Here is a 23,483-nt window from a genome sequence, read left to right on the forward strand (position 1 = left end):
ACGTCACGCTACCTTCCCGGCCGCGCGAACTCCTTGCGGGGTCCGAGGACCGTCGGACGGGCACGCCTCGGGATCGTCGGCGGCAGGCCCCACCTACGATGGGCGGATGGCGCCAGTCGAGCGGGCAAAGGTCGTGGGCGAGGCAGCGATGGCGTCGCTGCGGCGCAGCGTGTCGGAGCGCCTGGCCGACCTGATCCGCAGCGATCCCGAGTGGGCGGCCCAGGCGGCCGACGTCGGGCTGGTGGACCGGGCCTGGTTGGAGCACCCGGCGGAGAACCCGTTCCGCACCGCGCCGCCGGCCGAGATGGTGGAGCGGTTCCTGGAGCGCACCTCCGAACGGCACCCGTCGACGTTGGCATCGGTGGGGCTGAGCGCCCTGCAGGGCCTGTCGCTCGGGCGGACCGACGCGGAGGAGGACGTGCCGTCCCAGCCGGTCACGGTGATGTTCACCGACCTCGAGGGCTTCACCCGGTTCACGGCGCAGGAGGGCGACGAGGTGGCGGCCCAGCTGATCGCCGACCACCAGCGGCTGATGGGACCGGTGGTGCGCAGCCGCGGCGGCCGCATCGTGAAGCGCATGGGCGACGGGCTGATGCTCACGTTCCCCGCGCCGGAGGCCGCGCTGCTGGCCGCGCTGGAGCTGGTCGAGGCCATCGATCAGCCCCTGCGGCTGCGGGCGGGCCTCCACGTCGGCGAGGCGGTGGTGACGCGCGACGACGTGCTCGGGCACGTGGTGAACGTGGCGGCGCGGATCACCGAGGCGGCCAAGGGCAGCGAGGTGCTGGCTTCGGTCGACGTGCGATCGGCGGTGGGGCCCATGCCGGGCGTGGCGTTCGGCCGGGCCCGGCGCAGGAAGCTCAAGGGCGTCGAGCCGATGTCCCTGGTCCTGGTGACGTCCGCCCCGTGACGCTCAGCGATGCCGCGCAGCGCACGCTGCTGGAGACGATCGAGACGCAGCGCTTCGGGTGCGAGCTCACCGGCTCGGTCCTGTACTCCGACGTGCTGGAGGCGGTGGCCGCCGACGTGGAGCGCCGCGGCCCCATCAGCGTGCTGCTCGAGCCGGTGGCGACGGCGCCGTTCGGCGACGCGGTCCTGCTTCGCCTCCTGGGCGCGCTGCACCTGATCGTGCTCGACGGCCGGGCCCCCGAGCTGGCCCGCCACTACCCCTCGGTCGGAGGCCACCAGCAGCGCGGCCTGGCCGCCGACGTGCTGACGGTGGCCGAGCACAACGCTCCCGAGATCGCCGACCTGCTCACCCGCGGGGTCCAGACCAACGAGGTCGGTCGGAGCGCGTCGATGCTCGGCGGCCACCTGGAGCTGGCCCGGCTCGGCCTGCCGCTTCGCGTGCTCGAGGTGGGGTCGAGCGCGGGCCTCAACCTCTTGTTCGACCGGTACCGCTACGTCGATGACGGCGGGGTGTCGTTCGGGCCGGCCGACAGCCCGCTGGTGTTCGACCGCCCGTGGTTCCCCCGCGGTCCCGACCTGTCGGTCCCGTTGGTCGTGGCGGAGCGGCGTGGCAGCGACATCGCCCCGATCGATGTGGCCACGGCGCCGGGGCGCCTCCGCCTCCGCTCGTTCGTGTGGCCCGACCAGCTCGAGCGCCTGGCGCGGCTCGACGCCGCGCTGGCCGTCGCCGCGGCCGATCCGCCGGTGGTCGATCGTGCCGACGCTCCCGATTGGCTCGAGCAGCAGCTCGCCGCCCCGGCTCCGGGACGCTGCACGGTGGTGACCCACTCGATCATGTTCCAGTACCTGTCGGCGCCGGCTCGCGAGCGGATGCTCAACGTCATCGAGGCGGCGGGGCGGGCGGCGTCGAGCGAGGCGCCGGTGGGCTGGCTCCGGCTCGAGCCGGGAGGCGACCAGGCGGAGCTGCGGCTGACCCGGTGGCCAGGGGGATCGACGGAGGTGCTGGCCACCAGCTCGTACCACGGCCCGCCGGTCGTGTGGCGGGGCTCCGCCACCGGGTAGCCCGAGGCCAGGCCGAGCCGGTCTCCAGCCTCCAGGCGGGAAGGGCTAGGCGGCGGAGGCGGCGGTGGTGTCGGCCGCGGCCGCTCGCCGGGCGAGGGTGGCGGCACGGATCCGGTCGCCCAGCACGGCGATGAGCAGGCCGCCGCTGAGGGCGACCAGGCCGAAGAAGGCGTCGAGCCAGTAGTGGTTGCCGGTGACGAGGATGCAGAAGAACGTGCTGGCCGGGTAGAGGAACCAGAGGTACCGCTTCCACCCACGGCCGATCACGATGCACATGCTGAGGGCGCACCACGTGGACCAGCCGATGTGCAGGCTCGGCATGGCGGCGTACTGGTTCGAGATTGCGGCCATCCCGCCCGAGCCGAACGTCCACAGCCCGCCCCAGTGGTCGATCGTGTCGACGATGCCGTAGCCGTGGCAGTCGACCGCCTTGTTGAGGCAGGCGCCGTAGATCGACGTGTCGCCGAGCAGCCGCGGCGGCATGAGCGTGAAGGAGGCGAACCCGATCAACGCCAGGCCGGTGGTGCCGGCGAGCGTGGTGCGGATGAACCGGTAGCGCGCCGGCGCCTTCCGGAAGGCGATCACCAGCACGGCGATGGTGACGATGAAGTGCGCGGTGCCGTAGTAGATGTTCCAGAACCGGATGTACCCGTTGGACGGCAGCGACAGGTACCAGTGCTGGAGGTGGGGCTCGATCCACAGGTGGAGCGTGTCCTCGACCTTGATGACGTCCTTGGCGTGCCCGAAGGCGATGAGCCGCGACTCCGGGCCGGCGCCGAAGAAGTTCCGCACCTGGGAGTACACGAGGTAGAACGCGCCGGCGAGCAGCACCTCGTGCCACCACTTCAGGCCTTCGGACTGGGGGGTGTGCTCGACGGGTGCTGGGTCGGTGTCGGTGTCGGTGGAGGTGGCTGCGGTCATGGTGTGGAGGGGCGGACCCGGTGGCCCACGGCGAACGCCGGGGCTCCGAACAAGCTCACCACGAGGTTGAGCAGGTACATGAGCAGCCCCAAGGCGATGGCCTGAGACTGTGGCACGCCGAGGGGGTGCAGGAACAACACGAACAGGCCTTCGCGGACGCCGAGGCCGGAGATGGAGATGGGCAGCACCTGGGCGATGAGCACCGCCGGCACGAACGCGAGCAGCGCGGTGGGCCCGACGCCGGCGGGCATGCCGAGCGCCTTGGCCGCCATGAGGGCCGAGCCGATCAGGATCAGTTGGTACGCCAGGCCCGTGAGCAGGATGCGGGCGGTGGCCGCCGGCTCGTGGCGGAGCTTCTGGATGCCGAGCCGCACGGCGCTGGTGAAGCGACGCCAGCCCTCGTTGTGCTCGAACTTGCCCTCGATGCCCTTGCCCTGGCGCGACGTGAGGAGGAGCACGACGACGAGGAGGAGCAGGGTGGCGGCCGCGGTGACGAACGCGATCATCGACGCGCGGCCGAGCTCTCGGAGGCCGGGGTTGATGACCAGGGCGGTGAGGGTGAGGATCGGCAGCACCACCCAGCCGCTCATGCGCTCGAGCACCACCGAGGCGAACGTGGTGGGCGTCTCCCCGTTGTCCTTCGACAGCCGGGTGACCCGGAGGGCGTCGCCGCCGATCGTGCTGGGCAGCACGTTGCCCATGAACTGGCCGGCGAAGTACAGGGAGAGCAGGCGGTTGAAGGGGGTCTTGAGGTCGAGCGCCTCGAGCACCGCGCTCCACCGGACGGCCGACAAGATGACCGCGGCGAACGTGAGGATCAGCGCGCCGGCGAGCCAGGCGAACGTCGACGCCTTGGGGTCGGGCGCGGCCTGCTTCCAGTTGTCACCGATCTTGACGACCAGCACCCAGAGGAGAAGGGCGCTGACCACCAGACGGGCGATCATGATGAGTCGCTGCTTGGTGGTGGGTTGCACGCGCGGCACTGCTCCAGTCCATGTTGCCGCTAGACCCTATCCGCGGCCCTTTGCCGTCACCTTTCCCAGTACGATCGCTGCCGGTCGCGGGGTCCTTCGTCGTGGAGGGCCGGCGAGGTCCCTGGGGGGTACCCGTGAAGAACCTGCTCGTCCGACGGTCGCTGATCGTGCTGGCCACCTCGCTCAGCGTCGTGGCGGTCGGCTGCGGTGCCACCGGCGGCAAGGCCGAGTCCGTGTCTGCGGGCCTGGCGCCCAAGACGGGATCCGCTGCGTTCCTGGCCGGCGCGGCCAAGACCACCTCGGCGGTGTCGTCGGAGAAGGTGCAGGTCACCGTCGAGACGACGCCGGCCGGCGCCGGCCCGTCGATCTCGATCACGTCCACCGGTGAGATCGACGCCGCCAACAAGAAGGCCCACCTCACCGCCGACCTGTCGGGGTCGATGGGCGGCACGTCGAAGCAGGCTGCGATCGAGACCGTGTACGACGGCGACACCGTCTACCTCAAGGCCCCGTTCCTCCAGGTGTTCGGCGCCACCAAGCCGTGGATCAAGGTGACCTCGCCCAAGATCGCCGACGCCGTGTCGAAGCTCGGTGGCTCGGTCCAGCCCGACCCCGGCACGCTGCTGACCTTCCTCGAGGGCGCCGGCGGTCCGGTGAAGGAGCTCGGCACCGAAGATGTCCGGGGCACCCCCACCCGCCACGTCAGCGTGGAGCTCGACGTGGCGAAGGTGCTCGACCAGGCCGGCGTGAAGGATCGCAAGAAGCTCGAGGAGCACCTCACGCAGCACGGCGTGGCACTCGGCGACCTCGGCCCGATCCCGGCCCAGGCCTGGATCGACGGTGACGGGTACGTCCGGCGCTTCTCGGTCTCCTACGACCTCGGCAAGCTCGCTTCCCTGCACCACGACGGCAAGGCCACCGGGCCCTCCGGTCAGGCACCCACGATCACCGAGACCATCGAGCTCTACGACTTCAACCAGCCCGTCGACATCACCGTGCCGCCCAAGGCGGACGTGAGCGAGCTCGACCTGTCGAAGGCGTTCGGCCACTGATGGCGAGCGTGACCCCGCGGACCGTCGGTCCGGTGCAGCTCCAGGTGCTCGAGGCGGGGGAGGGCGGCCGGCCGCTGCTCCTCTCGCACGGGTTCACCGGGGCCAAGGAGGACTTCGGCGACTGGATGGACGCGTTCGCGGCCGAGGGCTGGTGGGTCGTCGCCCCCGACCTGCGCGGCCACGGCGACAGCGACCAGCCCGCCGAGGAGGAGCTGTACTCGCTCGGCACCTACGCCACCGACCTGTTCACGCTGGCCGACGATCTCGATTGGGCGCGGTTCTCGATGGTCGGCCACTCGATGGGCGGGATGGTCGCCCAGGAGATGGTGCTGCGGTCGCCCGATCGCATCGAGCGCCTCGTCCTGATGGACACCCACCACGGGCCGGTCGAGGGCCTCGACCCCGACACCGTCGCGGTGGCCGTCGACGTGCTGCGCACGCAGGGCCTCCCTGCCCTGCTCGAGCTCATCGCCATGCTGCCCCAGGCCCCGAAGGCCCCCGCCGACCTGCGGGTGCGCGCCGAGCGGCCCGGCTACATCGAGTTCGGCGAGTCCAAGGTGAACCGGTCGGCACCCGCGATGTACGCGGCGATGGGGATCGAGCTCTCGTCGCGGGTCGATCGGCTCGCTGAGCTGAGCGGCCTCACCATGCCCGTGCGCGTGGTGGTCGGCGCCGAGGACAAGGGCTTCATCGGGGCGTCGCGCCGCATGGCCGACGCCATCCCCACCGCAGACCTGGTGGTCATCCCCGACGCCGCGCACAGCCCGCAGTTCGAGAACCCCGAGGCGTGGTGGGCGGCGGTGGAGCCGTTCCTGGCCGCCCGCGAGGCCGCTCAGCAGCTCGTCGACTGAGCCGCCCCCAGCGGGAGCGGCCGGGTCAGCGCTGGGTCTCGAGCCAGGCCGGGAGGTCGGCGATGGTGTCGAGCGTGGGCACCGTGCCGTCGTGGTCGGCGTGCTCGGCCTCCCAGGTGATGTGGTACGGGATGTGGACGGCGCGGCCGCCCAGCTCGAGCACCGGCAGCACGTCGCTCTTGACCGAGTTGCCCACCATGCAGAACTGCTCGGGCGGCACCTCCATGGAGGCGATGACCCGGCGGTAGGTCGCCACGTCCTTCTCGGCCACGATCTCGATGCGCTCGACCCGGTCGGCCAGGCCCGAGGCCATGACCTTCATCTCCTGGTGGTGCAGGTCGCCCTTCGTCACGATGACCAGGCGGTACCCGGTCTCGGACAGGTAGGTGATGGTGTCGTCGACGCCGTCGATGAGGTCGACGGGGTGGTCGAGCATGGACCGGCCCGCCGCCAGGATCTGCTGCAGCTCCTCGACGCCGATGGCGCCGTCGGTCACCTCCATCGCGCACTCGAGCATCGACAGCGTGAAGCCCTTGATGCCGTAGCCGTAGCGGACGAGGTTGCGGCGCTCGACCACCTCGAGGGCCCGGTGGACGTCGATCCCGTCGTCGACGTAACGGCCGACGAGCTCGTCGAAGCGGCGCTGGGTCCGCTCGAAGTACACCTCGGAGTGCCACAGCGTGTCGTCGGCGTCGAGGCCGACGACCTGTATCTGACCGGTGGTCATGACAGCCAGCGCTCGCTTTCGCCGCAGGCGAGGGAGCCCGAGCGGCTCGGTGCCGGCGAAGGAGGCGCCAGAAGCGGGAGAGACAGCATGGTCTGCTCCGAGGCGCCAGCCGAGGAGAAGCGGTTCAGCGCGGCGGTGGTGAGCGACGGCAACGGTCTAGAGGCACTTGTCCATGAAGCGGTCGCGTTCGACGACCACCCGGGTGACCTTGCCGGCGGCGACGAGGCCGCGGGCGTCGTTGACCGAGACGGAGAACTTGAGCCGCCGGCCCTCGACCTTCTCGAGCTTCGCCGTGGCGGTGACCGTGCTGCCCACCGCGGAGGGGGCCAGGTGGTCGAGCTGGACCCGCATGCTGACGGTGGTCTCGCCCTCGGCGAGCTGGCCGGCGACGGCGGCGACGGCCGCTTCCTCGCACAGGGCGACGATGCGCGGGGTGGACAAGACCGGGACGTCGCCCGAGTGGGCGGCGACGGCGGTGTCGTCGTCGGAGACGATGAGACTGGCCTTGGAGGTCAGTCCGAGATGGACAGGCACCTCGGTACGATAAGCCGCTCTCGGACGGGCGTTCCAAGCGCCGGTCCCGCTGTCGTCAACGCAAGAGGTCCGTCGTGATCGATGAAGCCGTGGTGTCCCGGGTGCTCGGCACCGCTCTGCAGACCGGTGGCGAGTTCGCCGAGGTGTTCGTCGAGGACAAGCGATCGTCCTCCGCCCGCTTCGACGACGGCAAGATCGAGGAGCTCGGTTCGGGCCGCGACCGGGGCGCCGGCATCCGGGTCGTCGTGGGCGAGACCACCGGCTTCGCCCACACGGCCGACCTGTCCGAGCCGGGCCTGCTGGCTGCGGCGGAGGCGGCGGCTGCGGCCGCCCGGGGTGGCGGAGGCGGGGTGCGCACGGTGGCCCTCACCGAGCAGGCGGTCACGTCGCAGGCCGTGCTCACCCGGCCCGAAGAGGTGGCGAAGGCCACCAAGGTCGAGCTGCTCCAGCGCGCCGACGAGGTCGCCCGCTCGCACGGCAGCTCCATCAAGCAGGTGTCGGCGTCCTACGGCGACAGCCGCCGCCGCATCCTGGTGGCCAACTCCGACGGCCTCCTCGCCAACGACGACCAGACGCGCACCCTGTTCGTCGTGGGCGTCGTGGCGTCGGGCGACACGGGCATGCAGACCGGCCGCCGCTCCATCGGCCACACCATGGGCTTCGAGCTGTTCGACCGCTACCAGGTGGAAGACCTCGCACGCGAGGCCGCCGAGCAGGCGCTCACCAAGCTCAAGGCCCGGCCGGCACCGTCGGGCGCGCTGCCCGTCGTCATCGGCAAGGGCGGCGGCGGGGTGCTCTTCCACGAGGCGTGCGGCCACGGGCTCGAGGCCGACCACATCCAGAAGAAGGTGTCGGTGTTCGCCGACCGGGTCGGCCAGCTGGTGGCGTCGCCGCTGGTCACCATCATCGACGACGGCACCATGGGCAACGAGTGGGGCACCTTCGCCATCGACGACGAGGGCACGCCCGCCCAGCGCAACGTGCTGATCGAGGACGGCGTGCTCACCGACTACATGTGGGATCAGCTGCGGGCCCGCAAGGAGGGCCGCCGGCTCTCGGGCAACGGGCGCCGCCAGAGCTACAAGCACCTGCCGATGGTCCGGATGACCAACACCATCCTCACCAACGGCGACACCGACCCGGGCGACATCGTCGCCGACACGCCCAACGGCGTCTACGTCGCCCACCTGGGCGGCGGCCAGGTCAACACCGCCACCGGCGACTTCGTCTTCGGGATGACCGAGGCGTACCTGATCGAGGACGGCAAGATCACCGAGCCGCTGCGCGAGGGCAACCTCATCGGCAACGGGCCCAAGGTGCTCGAGCTGATCGACGCCGTCGGCAACGACTTCGAGATGGGCCCTCCCGGCACCTGCGGCAAGGACGGCCAGGGCGTCCCGGTGGGCGACGGCGTGCCCACCCTCCGGGTGTCCTCGCTCACCGTCGGCGGAACGGCGGCCTGACGATGTCGATCGGAGCGGTGAGCGGAGCGAGTGCGACCGATGGGTACGGCATGGGTTCTCGATGTGGAGCTTGCGGAGCAGCGAGTGCTCTTCGTGCCGGAACGGTGAGCGGCGATGAAGGGGCCTTGATGGAAGAGGGTGCACGGCGATGAGCGAGGAGCTGCTTCAGATCGGTGATCGGATCGTCGCGCTGGCCAAGGCGGGCGAAGAGGTCGAGGTGGTGGTGGGGCGCGGCACCTCCACCGAGGTGCGCGTGTACGAGGGCGACGTGGAGCAGCTGGCGTCGGCCACCTCGGCGGGCATCGGGGTGCGGGTCATCGCCGACCACCGGCAGGGCTTCGCCTACGCCGGATCGCTCGACCCCGACGTGCTGGAGGAGACGCTCGCCGAAGCGCGCGACAACGCCACGTTCGCCACGCCCGACGAGTGGCTGGGCCTGGCCGAGCCCGACGGCTTGGCCATCCCCCAGCTCGACCTGTACCGCGAGAGCCTGTCCAAGTTCTCCACGGAGGCCAAGATCGACCTGGCCGTCGAGCTGGAGAAGGCGCTGCGCGGCACCGACACCCGGATCACCGGCGTCGATGCGGCCGACTACGCCGACGGCGTGTCCGAGGGGGCGGTGGTGTCCACCACCGGCATCCGGGCCTACAGCCGCGAGACCTCGTGCTACGTGTCGGCGTCGTGCGTGGCCCAGGACGGCGACGACACCCAGACCGGGTTCGGCTTCTCGGTGGGCCGCACGCCCGAGGACATCGACATCGCGGTGGCCGCCGCCGACGCGTCGCGCCGGGCCACCCGCCTGCTCGGGGCCACCCAGCCCCAGAGCGGCCGCGTCACCGTCGTGCTCGACCCGTACGTCACCGCCCAGCTGCTGGGGATCATCGGCTCCACCCTGTCGGGCGAGTCGGTGCTCAAGGGGCGCTCGCTGTTCGCCGAGCGCCTGGGCGAGGAGGTGGCCTCGGCCGCCTTCACCCTGATCGACGACGCCACCAACCCGCTGGCCTACAGCTCATCGGAGACCGATGGCGAGGGCCTCGCCTCCCGGCGCAACGTGCTCATCGATGCCGGCCGCCTGAACCAGTTCGTGCACAACGCCTACACCGCCCGGCGCTCCGGCACCGCGTCGACGGCCAACGCCGTGCGGGGCTTCTCGTCCACGCCGTCGGTGGGCTGCCGGGCGCTCAGCCTGGTCCCGGGCACCAAGCTGCAGCCCGAGCTGCTGGCCGAGGTGGGCGACGGCGTGCTGATCAGCTCGGTGTCGGGGCTCCACTCCGGCGTCAACCCGGTCTCGGGCGACTTCTCCACGGGCGCCGAGGGCCTGCGCATCACCGGTGGCGAGCTGGGCGAGCCGCTGCGCGAGTTCACCATCGCGTCGTCGCTCCAACGGATGTTGGCGGAGGTCACCGCGGTGGGGGCCGACATCGAGTGGCTCCCGATGCGCTCGGCCGGCGTCAGCCTCGTCGTGCACGGCATCACCGTCTCCGGCAGCTGACCGCCTTCTCCGCCTGATCCCGCCGGTGGCGGGCCGGGCTCAGCCGCCCACGGGGACGGTGGTGGTGTTGTCGACCTCGAGGGGCGGGACCAGCACCACCTCCTGCGTGGTGGTGGAGGTGGACGTGGCCGTGGTGGTCGTCGGGGCCGGGGAGTCGTCGCCGAGCAGCGAGAGCACCCCCACCAAGACGACGGCCGCGAGGAGCAGGCCGCCCAGGACCCCGGCCAGCACGATGCGCCGGTAGGGCCGGGAGGGCCCGTCGGCCGGTGTCGGCCCATCGCTCGCATCCATGACCGGGGCCTCCTCCAGGTCGTCCCACCCGCGCCGCACGCCCTGCGACCCCATCAGCCAACCACGGCGGGGCCCCGGTTGGAAGGATGTCCGGGGCTGGTGCCCGATGACCTTCCACTTACCTTCCAGATGGCAAGGTGGTCGGCCATGTCGTACTTCGAGGCCGTCATCTTGGGCATCGTCCAAGGACTCACCGAGTTCCTGCCCATCTCATCGAGCGGGCACCTCCGGATCGTCCCGGAGCTGTTCGGGTGGGGCGACCCCGGAGCGTCGTTCACGGCCGTGATCCAGCTGGGCACGATGGCCGCGGTGGTCATCTACTTCTGGAGCGACCTGTGGCGCATCACCATGGCGTGGTTCGCCGACGCCTGGCGGGTGGGCCGCTCGCTCGTCGGGCGGCGGAAGCTCCCCGAGGGGCGCTCCACCGACGACGCCCGCATGGGCTGGTACCTCATCGTGGCCACCATCCCGATCTCCATCTTCGGCCTGGCGTTCAAGGACCAGATCGAGAACGGGGCCCGGGACCTCCGGCTCATCTCGGCCACCCTCATCGTCGGCGGCCTGATCCTGCTGTGGGCCGACAAGGTGGGGAAGCGCACCAAGGAGATCGAGCACGTCTCCACCAAGGACGGTGTGACCATCGGCGTGGCCCAGTCCCTGGCGCTCGTCCCCGGCGTGTCGCGCTCGGGTGCCACCATCAGCGCCGGCCTGTTCCTCGGCTTCACCCGGGAGGCGGCGGCCCGCTTCTCGTTCCTGCTGTCGATCCCCGCCGTCGTCCTCTCCGGCGTGTTCTCGCTCAAGGACGTCGGCACGTGCAGCGTGGGCGCAGGGCCCACCATCGTGGCCACCGTGGTGTCGTTCGTCGTGGGCTTCGCCGCCATCGCCTGGTTCCTGAAGTTCCTCACCGGGCACAGCTTCGTGCCGTTCGTGATCTACCGGGTGGGCCTCGGGGTGCTGCTCATCGTGCTGCTGGCGGCCGGCACCATCGACGCCAAGCCCACCGACGCGTGCATCGCCCCCAGCTCCTCGGCCGCGGCCGCGCCGGCGGCCCCGCAGCACTGATCACCCGCTGCCCACCAGGGTGAGGTCGGCGCGGGCGGCGGCCTCGGCCAGGAGCGGCACCTCGGCGGGCGGCACCGACAGCACGGCTCGCTGGTCGTCGACCGAGAGCACCCGGGCGTCGCGAGCGACGCGGACGGTGGAGGCGTCGCCGTCGGCGACGTCGGTGGGATCGCGGGTGGCCCACACGTCGACGCGGTCGCCGCGCTCGACCGGCAGGTGCGCATCGGCCAGCGGGACCGCCACCGACCGACGGTCGCCGGCTCCGGGCGCCGGCGGCTGGATCGCCGACGCGGTGAGGGGCACCCCGCGATCGAGGGACGCGCCCGCTCGGGCCGAGGTGGGCAGCCGGTCCACGGCCCCGACGGGCACCAGGTGGACCGGCCACCGCTCCGACCTGGTGGCGCCGGCGAGCGGTTCGCCCTCGGCCAGGTGGCGGGTGGCCACGAGGACGGTGCGGGTGCGGCCCCAGGCCTGCTGGGCGGTGGCGGCCTCCTGGACCGCATGGGCGACGACGGCCGCCACCACGCACGCCAGGGCGGCGACGAGCAGCCAGTAGCGGATGGCGGCGGGGTGCAGGCGCAGGCGGCGGTGCCACGCCACCCGGCTGCGGGGCACCGAACGGACACGACCCACGGTCGCGCACCTCCGAGGGAGAGCAGCGGACGGGGAAGGCGTCCAGAACCTAGGTGGAGGTGGCCGTCGGGGCCAGGGGTGCTCCCGTGATGGCGCACCCGGTGCCGGCGAGCGTCAGAAGCCGGGACCGGCCTCGATGCGGTCGGCCGGCAGGGGCGACTGGAGGGCGCGGAAGAGCACCCGGCGGACGGTCTCGACGTTGGCTTCGAAGAAGGCGAAGACCTCGTCCTGGGTGACCGCCGGGATGTCGGTGCCCTCGAGGCCGGCGTCGAAGTCCGTGATGAGGGCGATGGCGGCGTAGCGCAGGCCGGCTTCGCGGCAGAGGACGGCCTCGGGGTGCTGGGTCATGTTGATGACCTCCCAGCCGTGCGAGCCGAACCACTGCGACTCGGCGCGGGTGGAGAACCGAGGGCCCTGGATGGTGACGACCGTGCCGCCGTCGTGCACCTCGACGCCCTCGGCCCGGCAGGCGGCCAGGGCCACGGCCCGCAGCCCGTGGTCGTAGGGCTCGCCGAACGCCACGTGGTGGACCGGCCCGCCGATGCTGCCGTCGAAGAACGAGTCGGCCCGACCCCACGTGCGGTCGACCAGCTGGTCGGGGACCACGAAGCTGCCGGGGACGATGTGGGCCTGCAGCGACCCGGAGGCGCAAGGCCCGAAGACGTTGGTGACGCCGAGCGCGTGCATGGCCCAGACGTTGGCGCGGTAGGGCACCAGGTGGGGCGGGTGCTCGTGGCCGCCCCCGTGGCGCGGCAGGAACGCCACCGTGCGCTCGCCGATCGACCCGATGGCGATGGGCGCGGAGGTGGGCCCGTACGGCGTGTCGACGACGACCTCGGTGATGTCGTCGAGGAAGCGGTAGAAGCCGGAGCCGCCGAACACCCCGACGTCGGCCTGCGGTGCGGCGCTCACCGCAGGGTCAGGCCGAGGTGGTGGAGCTGGACGACCCGGACGACCCCGACCCGGAGCCGGAGGAGCTCGACGAGCTCGACCCGTTCGACGAGCTCGTCGACGAGGTGCTGGAGCTCGACGAGTCGGTCTTGGTGGTGGACGACGTGTCGGCCTTGTCGGCCTTCTTGGTGCTCGACCCGTTGTCGGACTTGTCGGCGTCTCGGGCGGAGCCGAACGAGCCGGCGGAGCGGCTGTCGGTCTTGTAGAAGCCCGAGCCCTTGAACGTGATCCCGACGTTGCCGAAGACCTTCTTCAGGGTCGATTCACCGCACTCGGGGCAGATGGTGAGCGAATCGTCGGCGAACGACTGGATGATGTCGAACTGGTGGCTGCAGTTCTTGCAGCGGTACTCGTAGGTGGGCATCGGCGCTCGCAGGGCGGATCGGCGGTTAGCAGTCTCACAAGGAGACTGCCAGTGTAGGGATCCCGCTCGGGTTGCGGCACATGCGCTGGCAGCGGGCGGCCGCCGCGCCGCGGTGGCGCTGCGCGAGACTGCCCGACGTGAGCACCCCGAGATCAGCAGTTCGCAAGGCCGTGATCCCCGCCGCGGGCCTCGGCACGCGCTTCCTGCCCGCCACCAAGGCGCAGCCCAAGGAGATGCTGCCGGTGGTCGACAAGCCCGCCATCCAGTACGTGGTGGAGGAGGCCGTCGCCGCCGGCATCGACGACATCTTGATCATCACCGGTCGCTCGAAGCGGTCGATCGAAGACCACTTCGACCGCCAGTTCGAGCTCGAGTACCACCTCGACAAGTCGGGCAAGACCAACGAGCTGGCCGAGGTGGTCGACCTCGCGGAGCTGGCCGACATCCACTACGTGCGCCAGGGCGAGCCGCTCGGCCTGGGCCACGCGGTGTCGGTGGCGCAGAAGCACGTCGGCGACAACCCGTTCGTGGTGCTGCTCGGCGACGAGTTCATGGCCCACGGCAACTCGCTCCTGCGAGACATGATCAAGATCCACACCCAGTACGGCCGGTCGGTGCTGGCGCTGCAGGAGGTGGCCGAGAGCGAGATCAAGCGCTACGGCTGCGCCAAGCCCGAGCGCATCTCCGACCACCTCGTGCAGATCCTCGACATCGTCGAGAAGCCCGAGCCGGCGGTGGCGCCGTCGAACCTGGCGGTCATGGGCCGCTACGTGTTCACGCCGGAGATCTTCGAGAAGCTCGAGCAGGTCGAGCCGGGGGTCGGGGGCGAGATCCAGCTCACCGATGCCATCGCCCTGCTCCTCGCCGACCAGGCCGTCTACGGCGCCACGTTCGACGGCGGCCGCTACGACACCGGCACGGTCCCGGCGTACCTGCAGACGATCGTCGAGCTGGCCCTCGAGCGCCCCGACCTCGGCCCCGCGTTCGGCCGGTTCCTCGCCGAGATCTGCCGTCGCCACGGCCTCCACGCCGAGTAGCGCCCGATGATCCCCCTGGCGGAAGCCCGAGAGCACGTGCTGTCGCGCTGCCACCCCCGCGGCCCGGTCCCTGTGCCGCTCATCGACGCGGCGGGCTGCGTGCTGGCCGGCCCCGTGGTGGCTCCCGAAGCCGTGCCGCCGTGGGACAACTCGGCCATGGACGGGTTCGCGGTCCGCGCCGCCGACGTCGCCGGCGCGTCCGAGGACCGGCCCGTCACCCTGCCCGTCGTCGCCACGGTCGCCGCCGGCGCCGCCGCCACCACCGAGGTGGGCCCGGGCCAGGCCGTGCGCATCATGACGGGTGCGCCGATGCCCCCGGGCGCCGACGCCGTGGTGATGGTCGAGGCCACGCGGGGCGGGCCCGACGCCACCGAGATCGAGATCCTGGCGTCGGTCGAACCGGGCCGGAACATCCGCTCGGCCGGCAGCGACATCACCGCGGGGGAGCAGGTGATCGACGGCGGCACGCTGCTGGGCCCCGCCCACCTCGGCGTGCTCGCGTCGGTGAACGTGCGCCGGCCCGTCGTCATCCGCCGGCCGCGCCTCGGCGTGATCTCCACCGGCGACGAGCTGATCGACGACGACCGCCCGCTCGCCCCTGGTCAGATCCGAGAGAGCAACCGGCCGATGCTCGTGGCCCTGGCCCGGTCCTTCGGCATCGACGCCGTCGACCTCGGCACCGTGGCCGACGATCGCGATGCCCTCGCAACCGCGCTCCGCGACGCGGCTGCCACCTGCGATGCCGTGGCCACCAGCGGCGGGGTGAGCATGGGCGACTTCGACCTGGTGAAGGTGGTGCTCGGCGAGCTGGCCGACATGCGGTGGATGCAGATCGCCATCCGCCCGGCCAAGCCGTTCGCGTTCGGCATGCTCGACGGCACGCCGGTGTTCGGCCTGCCGGGCAACCCGGTGTCGTCGATGGTCTCGCTGTCGCTCCTCGGCGTGCCGGGGCTGCGCCGCCTGGCCGGCCGCTCCGACCTCGACCTGCCGCGCGTCACCGCCACCAGCGCCGTCGAGCTCTCGGGCGCCGGCCCGCGCGACGTGTACCTCCGCGTGGCCTGCACCTGGGACGGTCCGGGCCTGCGCGCCGCGCCGGTCCCGGCCCAGGCCAGCCACCACCTGTCGGCCACCGCCGACGCCAACGGCCTGGCGCTCATCCCGGCCGGCACCACCGTGGCCCCCGGCGACCAGGTCACCGTGGTCCTGCTCTCCGCGCCCACCTGATCGATCGAGACCCGGCCCCGGGCTGAGGCGGTCGGGCGCGGCGCGCCGTAGCCTGGGGGGATGACCGTCCCCGTCGACCTCGCCCGCCCCTTGGCGGACCGGTTCGGTCGCGTCCACCGTGACCTGCGGATCTCGGTCACGGATCGCTGCAACTTCCGGTGCACCTACTGCATGCCGGCCGAGGGCATGGACTGGCACCCGCGCTCGGACCTGCTCACCTTCGAGGAGCTCACCCGCGTGGCCACGGTCTGCGTGGAGCGGTTCGGGTTCGACTCGATCCGGCTCACCGGTGGCGAGCCCACCGTGCGGGCCCGGCTGCCGCACCTGGTCGAGATGCTGTCGCCGCTCGGCGTCGACCTGGCCCTCACCACCAACGGGTCCACCCTCACCACCATGGCCCACGACCTGCACGCCGCCGGGCTCGACCGCATCAACATCTCGCTCGACTCGCTCCAGCCCGAGCGCTTCGCCGCGCTGACCCGGCGCGACGAGCTGCCCCGGGTCCTCGACGGGATCCGTGCCGCCGTGGCTGCCGGGTTCGACCCCGTGAAGGTCAACGTCGTCGTGGTCCGCGGCGTGAACGACGACGAGATCGTCGACTTCGCCCGGTTCGGCCGCGACGAGGGCGTCGTCGTCCGCTTCATCGAGTTCATGCCGCTCGACGCCGAGCAGAAGTGGACCAGCGGCTCGGTGCTGCCGTCGGCGGAGATCGTCGCCGCCATCGACGCCGTGTTCCCGCTGGAGGCCATCGAGCGTGGATCCGATCCGGCCCAGACCCACCGCTACCTCGACGGCACCGGCGCGGTCGGGGTGATCGGCACGGTCACCGAGCCCTTCTGCTCCAGCTGCGACCGGGTGCGCCTCACCGCCGATGGCCAGCTGCGCGCCTGCCTGTTCGCCACCGACGAGACCGACCTGCGGACGCTGCTGCGCTCGGGTGGCACCGACGACGACCTCGAAGCGGCGCTGGTCGCCACGGTGGCCGGCAAGTGGGCGGGCCACGGCATCAGCGAGGTCTCCTTCACCCGTCCCACCCGATCCATGTCCGAGATCGGCGGCTAGCGCCGCCCGCTCGAGCCCTGGGCGGTCAGCCCCGGATCGAGTGGTCGATCAGCAGGTCCTCCTGCAGGTCGGGTCCCGGCGGTCGTTCGGCCAGGCACTGGAACTCGCGCTCGCCGGCGGCCCAGTCCGTCACGGTCATGCCGAGCCGCGTCGCCACCACCTTCCCCGCGTGGACCTCGGCCGATGACGGCGCGTACGCCTTCAGGAGGGCATCGCAGCGAGCGTCGACCTGGCGGCGGAGGTCCGCGGTGCTCGGGTACGGCGCGCCCTTGGGTGCCGTGGCCTTGGCGCTGCCGATCGACTCCCACCCGTGGGGCTGGTCACACGGCACCAGGGCGGCGAGGTGCGGCTGGGCGACCTGCTGGTGGTACGAGGAGTGGCAGGTCCCGGCCGGGATGATCAGGCGCTGCGACGCACCGCGGGCGTCACCGGTCCGCATGACCGCCAAGCGCCCGGTCCCGTCGGTCCCGTCCATCTCGGCCAGTCCGCACCAGTAGGTGCGCTCGCCCTCCTGCCACCCCTCCGGCGTGATGCCCAGGCCGTAGAGCGAGAACCGCCCGTCGGCCTCGAGGGGTTGGCCCAGCAGGGCGCTCGCCTTGGCGGTGCACGGTCGGCGGACCCGGAGATCGGAGGCCTGGGCGGTCGGGTACCCGGTCCCGTCGTCGCGCACCTCCGTGGACCCGGTGATCTCCATGACGTGGGGCTTCGAGCACGGGACGATCGCGATGGCGCGGGCGTCGGCCTTCTGGCGCTGCTGATCCCACGCCACGCAGTCGCCCCGCTGGTAGTCGTGGTAGGTCAAGACGTAGGTGGTGCTGGTGCTCCCCGACGCCTTGGAGTGGTCTCCGGCGGCGGTGCACGATGCGGTGGCCGACGCCACGCCGATCGCCAAGGCCGCGGCACCGAGCGCCGCCCTCCACCCCACGGACGGAAGGGTACCGCCCGGTCACACCTAGACTCGGACGATGCCTGAGCGCCTCACCCACCTGGACCCGCTGGGCCGTGCCCGCATGGTCGACGTCACGCCCAAGGACCCGTCGCACCGCCGGGCCGTCGCCCGCGGCCGCGTGCACATGCAGCCCGAGACCACGGCGCTCGTGGCCCGCGGCTCGGTTGGCAAGGGCGACGTGCTCAACGTCGCCCGGGTGGCCGGCATCCAGGCCGCCAAGCGCACCTCCGACCTGATCCCGCTGTGCCACCCGCTGCTCGTGGGCGCCGTGCTGATCAACTTCCACATCGACGACACGTTCATCGAGATCGAGGCCCACGTCGACACGATCGACCGCACCGGCGTCGAGATGGAGGCGCTCACCGCGGTGTCGGTCGCGGCCCTCACGATCTACGACATGTGCAAGTCAGCTGACCGTTCCATGACGATCGGCGACGTGGCCCTCTGGGAGAAGACCGGGGGGCGTTCGGGCACCTTCCGGCGCGAGGCCACCGACCCCGAGCTCGACCTCGGTCTCTGACCGCTGACCTGGGAGTTCGTCCAGGTTTCGGCTGGCCCTAGGCCCTAGTGGGCGGGCCCTCCACGGAGTCGGGAGGAGTGTCCGGATCGATGTGACGCCCGTCGTCGAGGTGGACCTGCAGACCCGATCCGTAGTAAAACCGTAACAACTGCAGCCGCCCGGTCACCTGGTGATCAGGAGATGGACGGAGCAGGTTCACCGCACGTTCGTGCCATCCACCCCTTCAGCGGGCGGGATGCGTACGGTCTGCACGACAGCAATGAGGAAGGTTCACCACGTGGAGATGCTCGCATTCGTGTGCCTGGCAATCGTGTGGGCGTTCTTCCTTGTCCCTCCGATGATGCGCAAGCACCGTGAGGGCCGCCCGGCGAGCTCCGTCGTGTCGTTCCGCCGCCAGCTGTCCACCCTCGAGCGCGCCACCCCCGGCACCTCCCTCCGCCCGGTCGGCACCTACGCCCCGTACCGCCCCACCGGTTCGGCCACCAACGTCGGCACCGCCCAGATGAACCGCAGCCAGGTGGTCCGCCGCCGCCAGAACGTGCTCGTGGGCCTCGGCGTCGCCACCATCGTCTCGATGCTGCTCGTGCTGGTCTCCACCAGCGCCATGACGATGCTGCTCTTCCTCGCCTCGGCCGGCGCCCTCGGCGCCTACATCTACGCCCTCGTCCAGCTCCGCGTGCGGGCCGACGAAGCCGCCGCCAAGGTCCGGGTCCTGCGCCCGCAGGCCGCCCCCCGCGTCGCCAGCACCCCCACGCTGGCCATCCGCCGCTCCGCCTCCAACTGAGGCCGGGCCCCGACCAGGGGCACCCCTCGTGCGTGCGGTCGTCTCTGCTCGACCGCGCTCCGGCTTGAGCCGGGGCCATGATCGTCCCCCCTTTTGTGGTCGATCGTGCACCTGTGGGGTGGAGGATCGACCAGCTTGTGAGCGGGGCCGGTGGCGGGCGCCGAGTCGTCCCTTCTTGTGGTCGATCGTGCACCCGTGGGGTGGAGCATCGACCAGATGATGGGCGGGGCCGAGCTCTGGCTTGGGCGGCGGTCTGGCGGCGGGCCGGTGGCGGGCGCGACGGAGGCCGGGCCCCCGGGCCCGGCCTCCGCGAGGTGCCGTCAGGAAGCGACGCTGCTAGCAGGTCTTGATGAAGACCTGGACGGTGTAGACGCGGTTGCCGTTCTTGGCGAACCCGACCCCGGCGCCGTTCCACTTGGTGTTGAGGATGTTGGCCTTGTGGCCGGGGGAGTTCATGTAGGCGTCCTCGACGGCCGGCACGCTCGGGCCGTAGCCGACGTTCTCGCCGATCGAGCACCACTTGACGTTGATGCCGTCGGGGAGGTTCGAGTGGTACAGCTTGTTCTCGCGAGCGAGCTTCTCAGCCCATGCCTGGGCCTTGCGCTGCGCGTCGGCCTGGGTGCCGAGGGCACGGAGGTGGTTGGCGGTGCGATCGCCGTTGAGCTCGGAGAGCACCTGCGACTGGGGGGCGCCGAGGCAGGCGGTCAGCAGCCCGAGGCTGAGGGCCACCGCCAGCACCAGCAGGTGCCGGGGCTTCGGGAGTGAGGTCTGGGACACGGATGCCATACCTCTCTCTCGGCCGCGACCACCCCACACTTGAGGGTCGATTCCTGCCCTCCGTGACCGAAATACCACGCCGTGTGGCTGAACTGGGGCTTTGTGAGGCGGGTGTCGGGAGAAATGGTCCGGGCGGCCTAGATCTGGCCCCACCGAAGGTGACGCACGATGAGTAGCGACACGAGCACGGGCCGTGACGACGTCGTCATCGGGGCATCGGAGTGGCAGCGGGGCGGAGGGGTCGCGCTAGGGTTCGATTCCCGTTTCGGGGGTGTAGCTCAGTTGGTAGAGCGCCTCGGTCGCATCGAGGAGGCCAGGGGTTCGATTCCCCTCACCTCCACCCCGCGCGATGCCTCGGGACACCCTTCGGGGCTGTCTCGGGGCATCGTTCACGTTTTGGGCTGGCGGCCCGGTGGCCGTCCGAGACGCCATCCCGGCGCGGTCGAGCACGCAGGTGGGCCCTGGTCGCCCCGGGTGCGCTTGCGCGCATTCGCTCTCATCGCGCGGCCACCCACGAGCAGCGGCTACGTTGCCGGGAGGAACCGGTTCCACCCCCTGGAGGCGTGATGCGAGTGGTTGTCGACTTCGATCTGTGCGAGAGCAATGCGGTCTGCATGGGCATCGCGCCCGAGGTGTTCGAGGTGCGCGACGACGACTTCTTGTACGTCCTGCAGGAGGAGCCCGATGAGAGCCTCCGCGCCAAGGTGACCGAGGCCGCGGCCCGCTGCCCCAAGCAGGCCATCAGCATCGAGGGCTGACCCGCTCTCGCCGTCCGCCTGGGTCGCCGTCGCCTCGGCGGTGCCACCCCCCGCCGACGGCCACGTCACCCAAGGACGCACCACCCGTGGATCACATCGTCATCGTCGGAGCCTCGCTCGCGGGTCTCCGCGCCGCGGAGACGCTGCGCACCGACGGCTTCGTCGGCACGATCACCCTGGTGGGTGACGAGGCCCGTCGGCCCTACGACCGGCCCCCGCTGTCGAAGCAGGTCCTGCGCGGCGACTGGGACGCCGAGCGGGTGGCCCTGCCCGGTGGCGCCAACGAGGCGCTCGACCTCACCTGGGAGCTGGGCGCATCGGCGGTGGGGCTCGACCTGGCGGCCCGGCAGGTGGCGCTGGGCGACGGGCGGACGCTGGCCTACGACGGCCTGGTCATCGCGTGCGGCGCCGCGCCGCGGATGATCCCCGGCACCGAGGACATGGCCGGCGTCCACGCCCTCCGCACCCTCGACGATGCCCTGGCCGTGCGCGATGCGCTCGATGCGGGCGCCACCCGGGTGCTGGTGGTCGGGGCTGGGTTCATCGGCGCCGAGGTGGCGGCGTCGTGCCGAGAGCGCGGGGTCGAGGTCACCATGGTCGAGCCCCTCCCGGCGCCGCTGGCCCGGGTGCTGGGCGCCGAGATGGGTGCGGTGGTCGCCGACGTGCACCGCGACCACGGGGTCGACCTCCGGCTCGACACCGGCGTGGCCTCGATCGACGCCGGGTCGCCGCTCGCCGTGCACCTCACCGACGGCACCACGGTCGCCGCCGACCTGGTGGTGGTGGGCATCGGGGTCATCCCCAACACCCAGTGGCTGCAGGACAGCGGCCTCACGCTCGAGGACGGCGTCCTGTGCGACGCCACCACGCTCGCGGCCCCGGGGGTGGTGGCCTGCGGCGACGTGGCCCGCTGGCCCAACGAGCTCTACGACGAGGTCATGCGCGTCGAGCACTGGGAGCACGCCCTCGACATGGGCGCCCACGCCGCCCGCCGGCTTCTCGCGGGCGATGGTCCCGGTGATGCGTTCGCCCCGGTGCCGTTCTTCTGGAGCGACCAGTACGACCGCAAGATCCAGCTCGCCGGCCGGGTCCGGCCCACCGACGACATCGCCATGGTGGCCGGGTCGCTCGAGGACCGGCGGTTCTGCGCCCTCTACGGCCGCGACGGCAAGGTGGTCGGCGCCCTCACGATGAACATGCCGGCCAAGGTGATCCGCTACCGCCGGGCCATCGCCGAGGGGCTGGGATGGGACGACGCCCTCGCCGCGGCGGCGGCCGCTCCGTGACCGACGGGCCCGCCTCCGGTGCGGGGGCCGAGGCCGCGGCCTCGGCCGCCCGGGAGCTGGTCGAGGTGGTCGACGAAGCGGGCACGGTGCTCGACGTGGTCACCCGCGCCGAGATGCGCTCGCGCCGCCTGCGCCACCGCTGCACCTACATCGTGGTGGTCGACCGCGACGAGCAGCTGATCGTGCACCAGCGGGCGCTCTGGAAGGACGTGTGGCCGGGCCGCTGGGACGTGGCGTTCGGCGGCGTGGTCGGTGTGGGCGAGGACTGGGGCGATGCCGCCCTCCGCGAGCTGCGCGAGGAGGCGGGCGTCGAAGCCGGCCTCCAGGAGATCGGTGGCGGCGCCTACGACGACGCCGACGTGTCGCTCCTGGGCCGGGTCTACCTGGCTCGCCACGACGGCCCGTTCACGTTCCCCGATGGCGAGGTCCTGACGGCCGACCGCATCCGGCTCGACGACATCGAGCAGTGGATCGCCGGGCGCCAGCTGTGCCCCGACTCGCTCACGCTCGCCGCTTCGGCGCTGGGGGCCCTGATCGATCCCGGCCCCGGCCCCGAGCCCGGACCGCCTCCCGCACCCCACGGGTAGTGTCGGCCCCCGTGCACCAGGGCTGGAAGAGGCGATGACCACCACGTCGTGGGTCCTGCTGGGCCTGACCTTCGCCTTCGCGCTCACCGACTGGTGGGCCACGTGGGTGGGCCGGGTCTCGGTCCGCTACGTCGCCAAGCCGGCCACCCTGGTGTTCCTGATCGGCGTGGCTGTCACCCTCGACCCTGTCGACAGCAAGATCCGCACCGCCATGGTGATCGGCCTGCTCCTGTCGCTGGCGGGCGACGTGTTCCTGATGCTCGACGAGAAGTGGTTCGTGGCCGGGCTGGTCTCGTTCCTGCTGGGCCACATCGCCTACATCGTGGGGCTGCAGCTGGCGCCCACGTCGCTGGGCTGGAGCCTGGTGGGCCTGGCCGTGGTGGTGGCGTGCGTCGCCGTGGTGGGCCGCTCCGTGGTGCAGACGGTGAGGAAGACCCAGCCGGAGATGGTGGGGCCCGTCATCGCCTACCTGGTGGTGATCTCCGCCATGGTGGTCAGCGCGTTCGGGACGGCCGACCCGTGGGCCATCGCCGGCGCCTCGCTCTTCTACGCCTCTGACGCCACGCTCGCCTGGAACCGCTTCGTCGACCAGCGCCGGTTCGGCCCCCTCGCCGTGATGGTCACGTACCACCTCGGCCAGATCGGCCTCGTCGCCTGGCTGGTGTGATGCGACGGACCGGGGCGGCGATGGTGCTGGCGGTGGGCCTGCTCGTGGCCGCCGCCGCGTGCAGCGATTCGGCGAGCACGCTCGACCAGGCCGCCACCGAGCGCGCCGTCGGCCGGTCGGTGGCCGCCAAGGTGGAGCCGGCCGTGAAGTCCACGACGTGCCCGGCCGACCTGCCCAAGGGCACCGGCCGCACGTTCGAGTGCCGCATCGTCCTGGGGTCGAAGGCCGGCACCCTGCGGGTCACCGTCCGCCAGACCGACGACCGGGGCACGCTGCGCGTCACGCCGCTCGCCGCCGTGGTCTCCAGCGACCAGGTGGCCGCCAAGCTGAGCGCGTCGCTCGCCAAGCAGTTCGGCCGGAAGTTCCTGGTGGACTGCAGGAAGGGCGGGTTCGAGGTGCGTGCTCCCAGGAGCACGTCGACGTGCAGCGCCGCCGACCTCACCAGCAAGCGCTCGGTCACCGTCACCGTGGTCGACCCGAGCGGCACCCTCTCGTTCACGGTGAAGCCGGCCCAGGCGAAGTAGCCGGGCGCAGGATCGATCCGCCTCA

The 23,483-nt window shown here is 71.8% G+C and carries 27 protein-coding genes and 1 tRNA gene; 18 read left to right on the forward strand and 10 right to left on the reverse strand.

Features of this window, described 5'->3' with window-relative positions; translation table 11 throughout:
• The first annotated feature begins 106 nt into the window (after positions 1-106).
• Both ACPPVX_RS16320 and ACPPVX_RS16325 read left to right on the forward strand, forming a co-directional pair.
• Positions 107-907 carry an adenylate/guanylate cyclase domain-containing protein gene (locus ACPPVX_RS16320; protein WP_426571633.1) on the forward strand — a complete coding sequence of 267 codons (801 nt, stop codon included), beginning with the start codon at positions 107-109 and terminating at the stop codon, positions 905-907.
• Positions 904-1,968, forward strand: coding sequence for a DUF2332 domain-containing protein (locus ACPPVX_RS16325; RefSeq protein ID WP_426571634.1), 1,065 nt, complete (start codon positions 904-906; stop codon positions 1,966-1,968). The genes ACPPVX_RS16320 and ACPPVX_RS16325 overlap by 4 nt, the downstream gene beginning before the upstream one ends.
• Before the next feature lie 45 nt (positions 1,969-2,013).
• Here ACPPVX_RS16325 and ACPPVX_RS16330 read toward each other — a convergent pair whose 3' ends face one another.
• Together ACPPVX_RS16330 and ACPPVX_RS16335 are read right to left on the reverse strand one after the other, a co-directional pair.
• Entirely contained in the window at positions 2,014-2,889 is an 876-nt protein-coding gene (locus tag ACPPVX_RS16330) for a phosphatase PAP2 family protein (protein WP_426571635.1), read from the reverse strand.
• Positions 2,886-3,863, reverse strand: coding sequence for a lysylphosphatidylglycerol synthase transmembrane domain-containing protein (locus tag ACPPVX_RS16335; RefSeq protein WP_426571636.1), 978 nt, complete (start codon positions 3,861-3,863; stop codon positions 2,886-2,888). The genes ACPPVX_RS16330 and ACPPVX_RS16335 overlap by 4 nt, the downstream gene beginning before the upstream one ends.
• 134 nt (positions 3,864-3,997) lie before the next feature.
• Between ACPPVX_RS16335 and ACPPVX_RS16340 the strand changes: the two genes are divergently transcribed.
• Complete coding sequence (locus tag ACPPVX_RS16340; protein WP_426571637.1) at positions 3,998-4,915, forward strand: hypothetical protein; 918 nt, start codon at positions 3,998-4,000, stop codon at positions 4,913-4,915.
• An 8-nt stretch (positions 4,916-4,923) separates the two neighbouring features.
• Positions 4,924-5,766 (forward strand): alpha/beta fold hydrolase, encoded by an 843-nt coding sequence (locus ACPPVX_RS16345; RefSeq protein WP_426571638.1) that lies wholly within the window; start codon positions 4,924-4,926, stop codon positions 5,764-5,766.
• A gap of 25 nt (positions 5,767-5,791) precedes the next feature.
• Here ACPPVX_RS16345 and ACPPVX_RS16350 read toward each other — a convergent pair whose 3' ends face one another.
• Together ACPPVX_RS16350 and ACPPVX_RS16355 are read right to left on the reverse strand one after the other, a co-directional pair.
• Positions 5,792-6,493, reverse strand: a complete 702-nt coding sequence (locus tag ACPPVX_RS16350) for an HAD family hydrolase (RefSeq protein ID WP_426571639.1) — start codon at positions 6,491-6,493, stop codon at positions 5,792-5,794.
• 156 nt (positions 6,494-6,649) lie between these two features.
• Positions 6,650-7,027: a thioesterase family protein gene (locus ACPPVX_RS16355; RefSeq protein ID WP_426571640.1), complete on the reverse strand. Its 378-nt coding sequence runs from the start codon at positions 7,025-7,027 to the stop codon at positions 6,650-6,652.
• A gap of 74 nt (positions 7,028-7,101) precedes the next feature.
• Here ACPPVX_RS16355 and ACPPVX_RS16360 point away from each other — a divergent pair, with 74 nt between their 5' ends.
• Both ACPPVX_RS16360 and ACPPVX_RS16365 read left to right on the forward strand, forming a co-directional pair.
• A complete protein-coding gene (locus ACPPVX_RS16360) occupies positions 7,102-8,490 on the forward strand; it encodes a TldD/PmbA family protein (protein ID WP_426571641.1) in 1,389 nt (462 codons plus the stop codon).
• A gap of 148 nt (positions 8,491-8,638) precedes the next feature.
• Positions 8,639-9,982: a TldD/PmbA family protein gene (locus ACPPVX_RS16365; RefSeq protein WP_426571642.1), complete on the forward strand. Its 1,344-nt coding sequence runs from the start codon at positions 8,639-8,641 to the stop codon at positions 9,980-9,982.
• 39 nt (positions 9,983-10,021) lie between these two features.
• Here the strand turns inward: ACPPVX_RS16365 and ACPPVX_RS16370 are convergent, their stop codons facing one another.
• Positions 10,022-10,273, reverse strand: coding sequence for a hypothetical protein (locus tag ACPPVX_RS16370; protein ID WP_426571643.1), 252 nt, complete (start codon positions 10,271-10,273; stop codon positions 10,022-10,024).
• A 147-nt stretch (positions 10,274-10,420) separates the two neighbouring features.
• Here ACPPVX_RS16370 and ACPPVX_RS16375 point away from each other — a divergent pair, with 147 nt between their 5' ends.
• On the forward strand, positions 10,421-11,335 hold the full coding sequence (locus ACPPVX_RS16375; RefSeq protein WP_426571644.1) for an undecaprenyl-diphosphate phosphatase: 915 nt from the start codon (positions 10,421-10,423) through the stop codon (positions 11,333-11,335).
• Here the strand turns inward: ACPPVX_RS16375 and ACPPVX_RS16380 are convergent, their stop codons facing one another.
• From ACPPVX_RS16380 to ACPPVX_RS16390, 3 genes are all read right to left on the reverse strand, one after another.
• On the reverse strand, positions 11,336-11,968 hold the full coding sequence (locus tag ACPPVX_RS16380) for a hypothetical protein (protein ID WP_426571645.1): 633 nt from the start codon (positions 11,966-11,968) through the stop codon (positions 11,336-11,338).
• A 114-nt stretch (positions 11,969-12,082) separates the two neighbouring features.
• On the reverse strand, positions 12,083-12,880 hold the full coding sequence (locus tag ACPPVX_RS16385) for an S-methyl-5'-thioadenosine phosphorylase (RefSeq protein ID WP_426571646.1): 798 nt from the start codon (positions 12,878-12,880) through the stop codon (positions 12,083-12,085).
• A gap of 7 nt (positions 12,881-12,887) precedes the next feature.
• Complete coding sequence (locus ACPPVX_RS16390) at positions 12,888-13,283, reverse strand: FmdB family zinc ribbon protein (protein WP_426571647.1); 396 nt, start codon at positions 13,281-13,283, stop codon at positions 12,888-12,890.
• Between the two features lie 137 nt (positions 13,284-13,420).
• Between ACPPVX_RS16390 and galU the strand changes: the two genes are divergently transcribed.
• Genes galU through moaA form a run of 3 tightly spaced genes read left to right on the forward strand, consistent with a single transcriptional unit; the run spans position 13,421 to position 16,606 of the window.
• Positions 13,421-14,320 carry a UTP--glucose-1-phosphate uridylyltransferase GalU gene (galU, locus tag ACPPVX_RS16395; RefSeq protein ID WP_426571648.1) on the forward strand — a complete coding sequence of 300 codons (900 nt, stop codon included), beginning with the start codon at positions 13,421-13,423 and terminating at the stop codon, positions 14,318-14,320.
• A 6-nt stretch (positions 14,321-14,326) separates the two neighbouring features.
• Complete coding sequence (gene glp / locus ACPPVX_RS16400) at positions 14,327-15,544, forward strand: gephyrin-like molybdotransferase Glp (protein WP_426571649.1); 1,218 nt, start codon at positions 14,327-14,329, stop codon at positions 15,542-15,544.
• Between the two features lie 60 nt (positions 15,545-15,604).
• Entirely contained in the window at positions 15,605-16,606 is a 1,002-nt protein-coding gene (moaA, locus tag ACPPVX_RS16405) for a GTP 3',8-cyclase MoaA (protein WP_426571650.1), read from the forward strand.
• A 25-nt stretch (positions 16,607-16,631) separates the two neighbouring features.
• Here moaA and ACPPVX_RS16410 read toward each other — a convergent pair whose 3' ends face one another.
• Positions 16,632-17,531, reverse strand: coding sequence for a septum formation family protein (locus ACPPVX_RS16410; protein ID WP_426571651.1), 900 nt, complete (start codon positions 17,529-17,531; stop codon positions 16,632-16,634).
• 40 nt (positions 17,532-17,571) lie between these two features.
• Here ACPPVX_RS16410 and moaC point away from each other — a divergent pair, with 40 nt between their 5' ends.
• Positions 17,572-18,075 (forward strand): cyclic pyranopterin monophosphate synthase MoaC, encoded by a 504-nt coding sequence (gene moaC, locus ACPPVX_RS16415; RefSeq protein ID WP_426571652.1) that lies wholly within the window; start codon positions 17,572-17,574, stop codon positions 18,073-18,075.
• Positions 18,076-18,352: 277 nt separating this feature from the next.
• On the forward strand, positions 18,353-18,859 hold the full coding sequence (locus ACPPVX_RS16420) for a hypothetical protein (protein ID WP_426571653.1): 507 nt from the start codon (positions 18,353-18,355) through the stop codon (positions 18,857-18,859).
• Positions 18,860-19,195: 336 nt separating this feature from the next.
• Here the strand turns inward: ACPPVX_RS16420 and ACPPVX_RS16425 are convergent, their stop codons facing one another.
• Complete coding sequence (locus tag ACPPVX_RS16425; RefSeq protein WP_426571654.1) at positions 19,196-19,636, reverse strand: CAP domain-containing protein; 441 nt, start codon at positions 19,634-19,636, stop codon at positions 19,196-19,198.
• A 267-nt stretch (positions 19,637-19,903) separates the two neighbouring features.
• Here ACPPVX_RS16425 and ACPPVX_RS16430 point away from each other — a divergent pair.
• From ACPPVX_RS16430 to ACPPVX_RS16455, 6 genes are all read left to right on the forward strand, one after another.
• A tRNA-Ala gene (locus tag ACPPVX_RS16430) sits at positions 19,904-19,976 on the forward strand.
• Between the two features lie 226 nt (positions 19,977-20,202).
• The gene (locus ACPPVX_RS16435; RefSeq protein ID WP_426571655.1) at positions 20,203-20,394 is read left to right on the forward strand and encodes a ferredoxin; all 192 of its coding nucleotides are present in this window, start codon (positions 20,203-20,205) and stop codon (positions 20,392-20,394) included.
• Positions 20,395-20,480: 86 nt separating this feature from the next.
• Positions 20,481-21,680, forward strand: a complete 1,200-nt coding sequence (locus tag ACPPVX_RS16440) for an NAD(P)/FAD-dependent oxidoreductase (protein WP_426571656.1) — start codon at positions 20,481-20,483, stop codon at positions 21,678-21,680.
• A complete protein-coding gene (locus tag ACPPVX_RS16445; protein ID WP_426571657.1) occupies positions 21,641-22,267 on the forward strand; it encodes an NUDIX domain-containing protein in 627 nt (208 codons plus the stop codon). The genes ACPPVX_RS16440 and ACPPVX_RS16445 overlap by 40 nt, the downstream gene beginning before the upstream one ends.
• Before the next feature lie 34 nt (positions 22,268-22,301).
• Positions 22,302-22,934 (forward strand): lysoplasmalogenase, encoded by a 633-nt coding sequence (locus tag ACPPVX_RS16450; protein WP_426571658.1) that lies wholly within the window; start codon positions 22,302-22,304, stop codon positions 22,932-22,934.
• Positions 22,934-23,458 carry a DUF4333 domain-containing protein gene (locus tag ACPPVX_RS16455; protein ID WP_426571659.1) on the forward strand — a complete coding sequence of 175 codons (525 nt, stop codon included), beginning with the start codon at positions 22,934-22,936 and terminating at the stop codon, positions 23,456-23,458. The genes ACPPVX_RS16450 and ACPPVX_RS16455 overlap by 1 nt, the downstream gene beginning before the upstream one ends.
• Positions 23,459-23,483 lie beyond the last annotated feature (25 nt).

The sequence above is a fragment of the Aquihabitans sp. McL0605 genome, from assembly GCF_049993875.1.
GTDB lineage: Bacteria > Actinomycetota > Acidimicrobiia > Acidimicrobiales > Iamiaceae > Aquihabitans.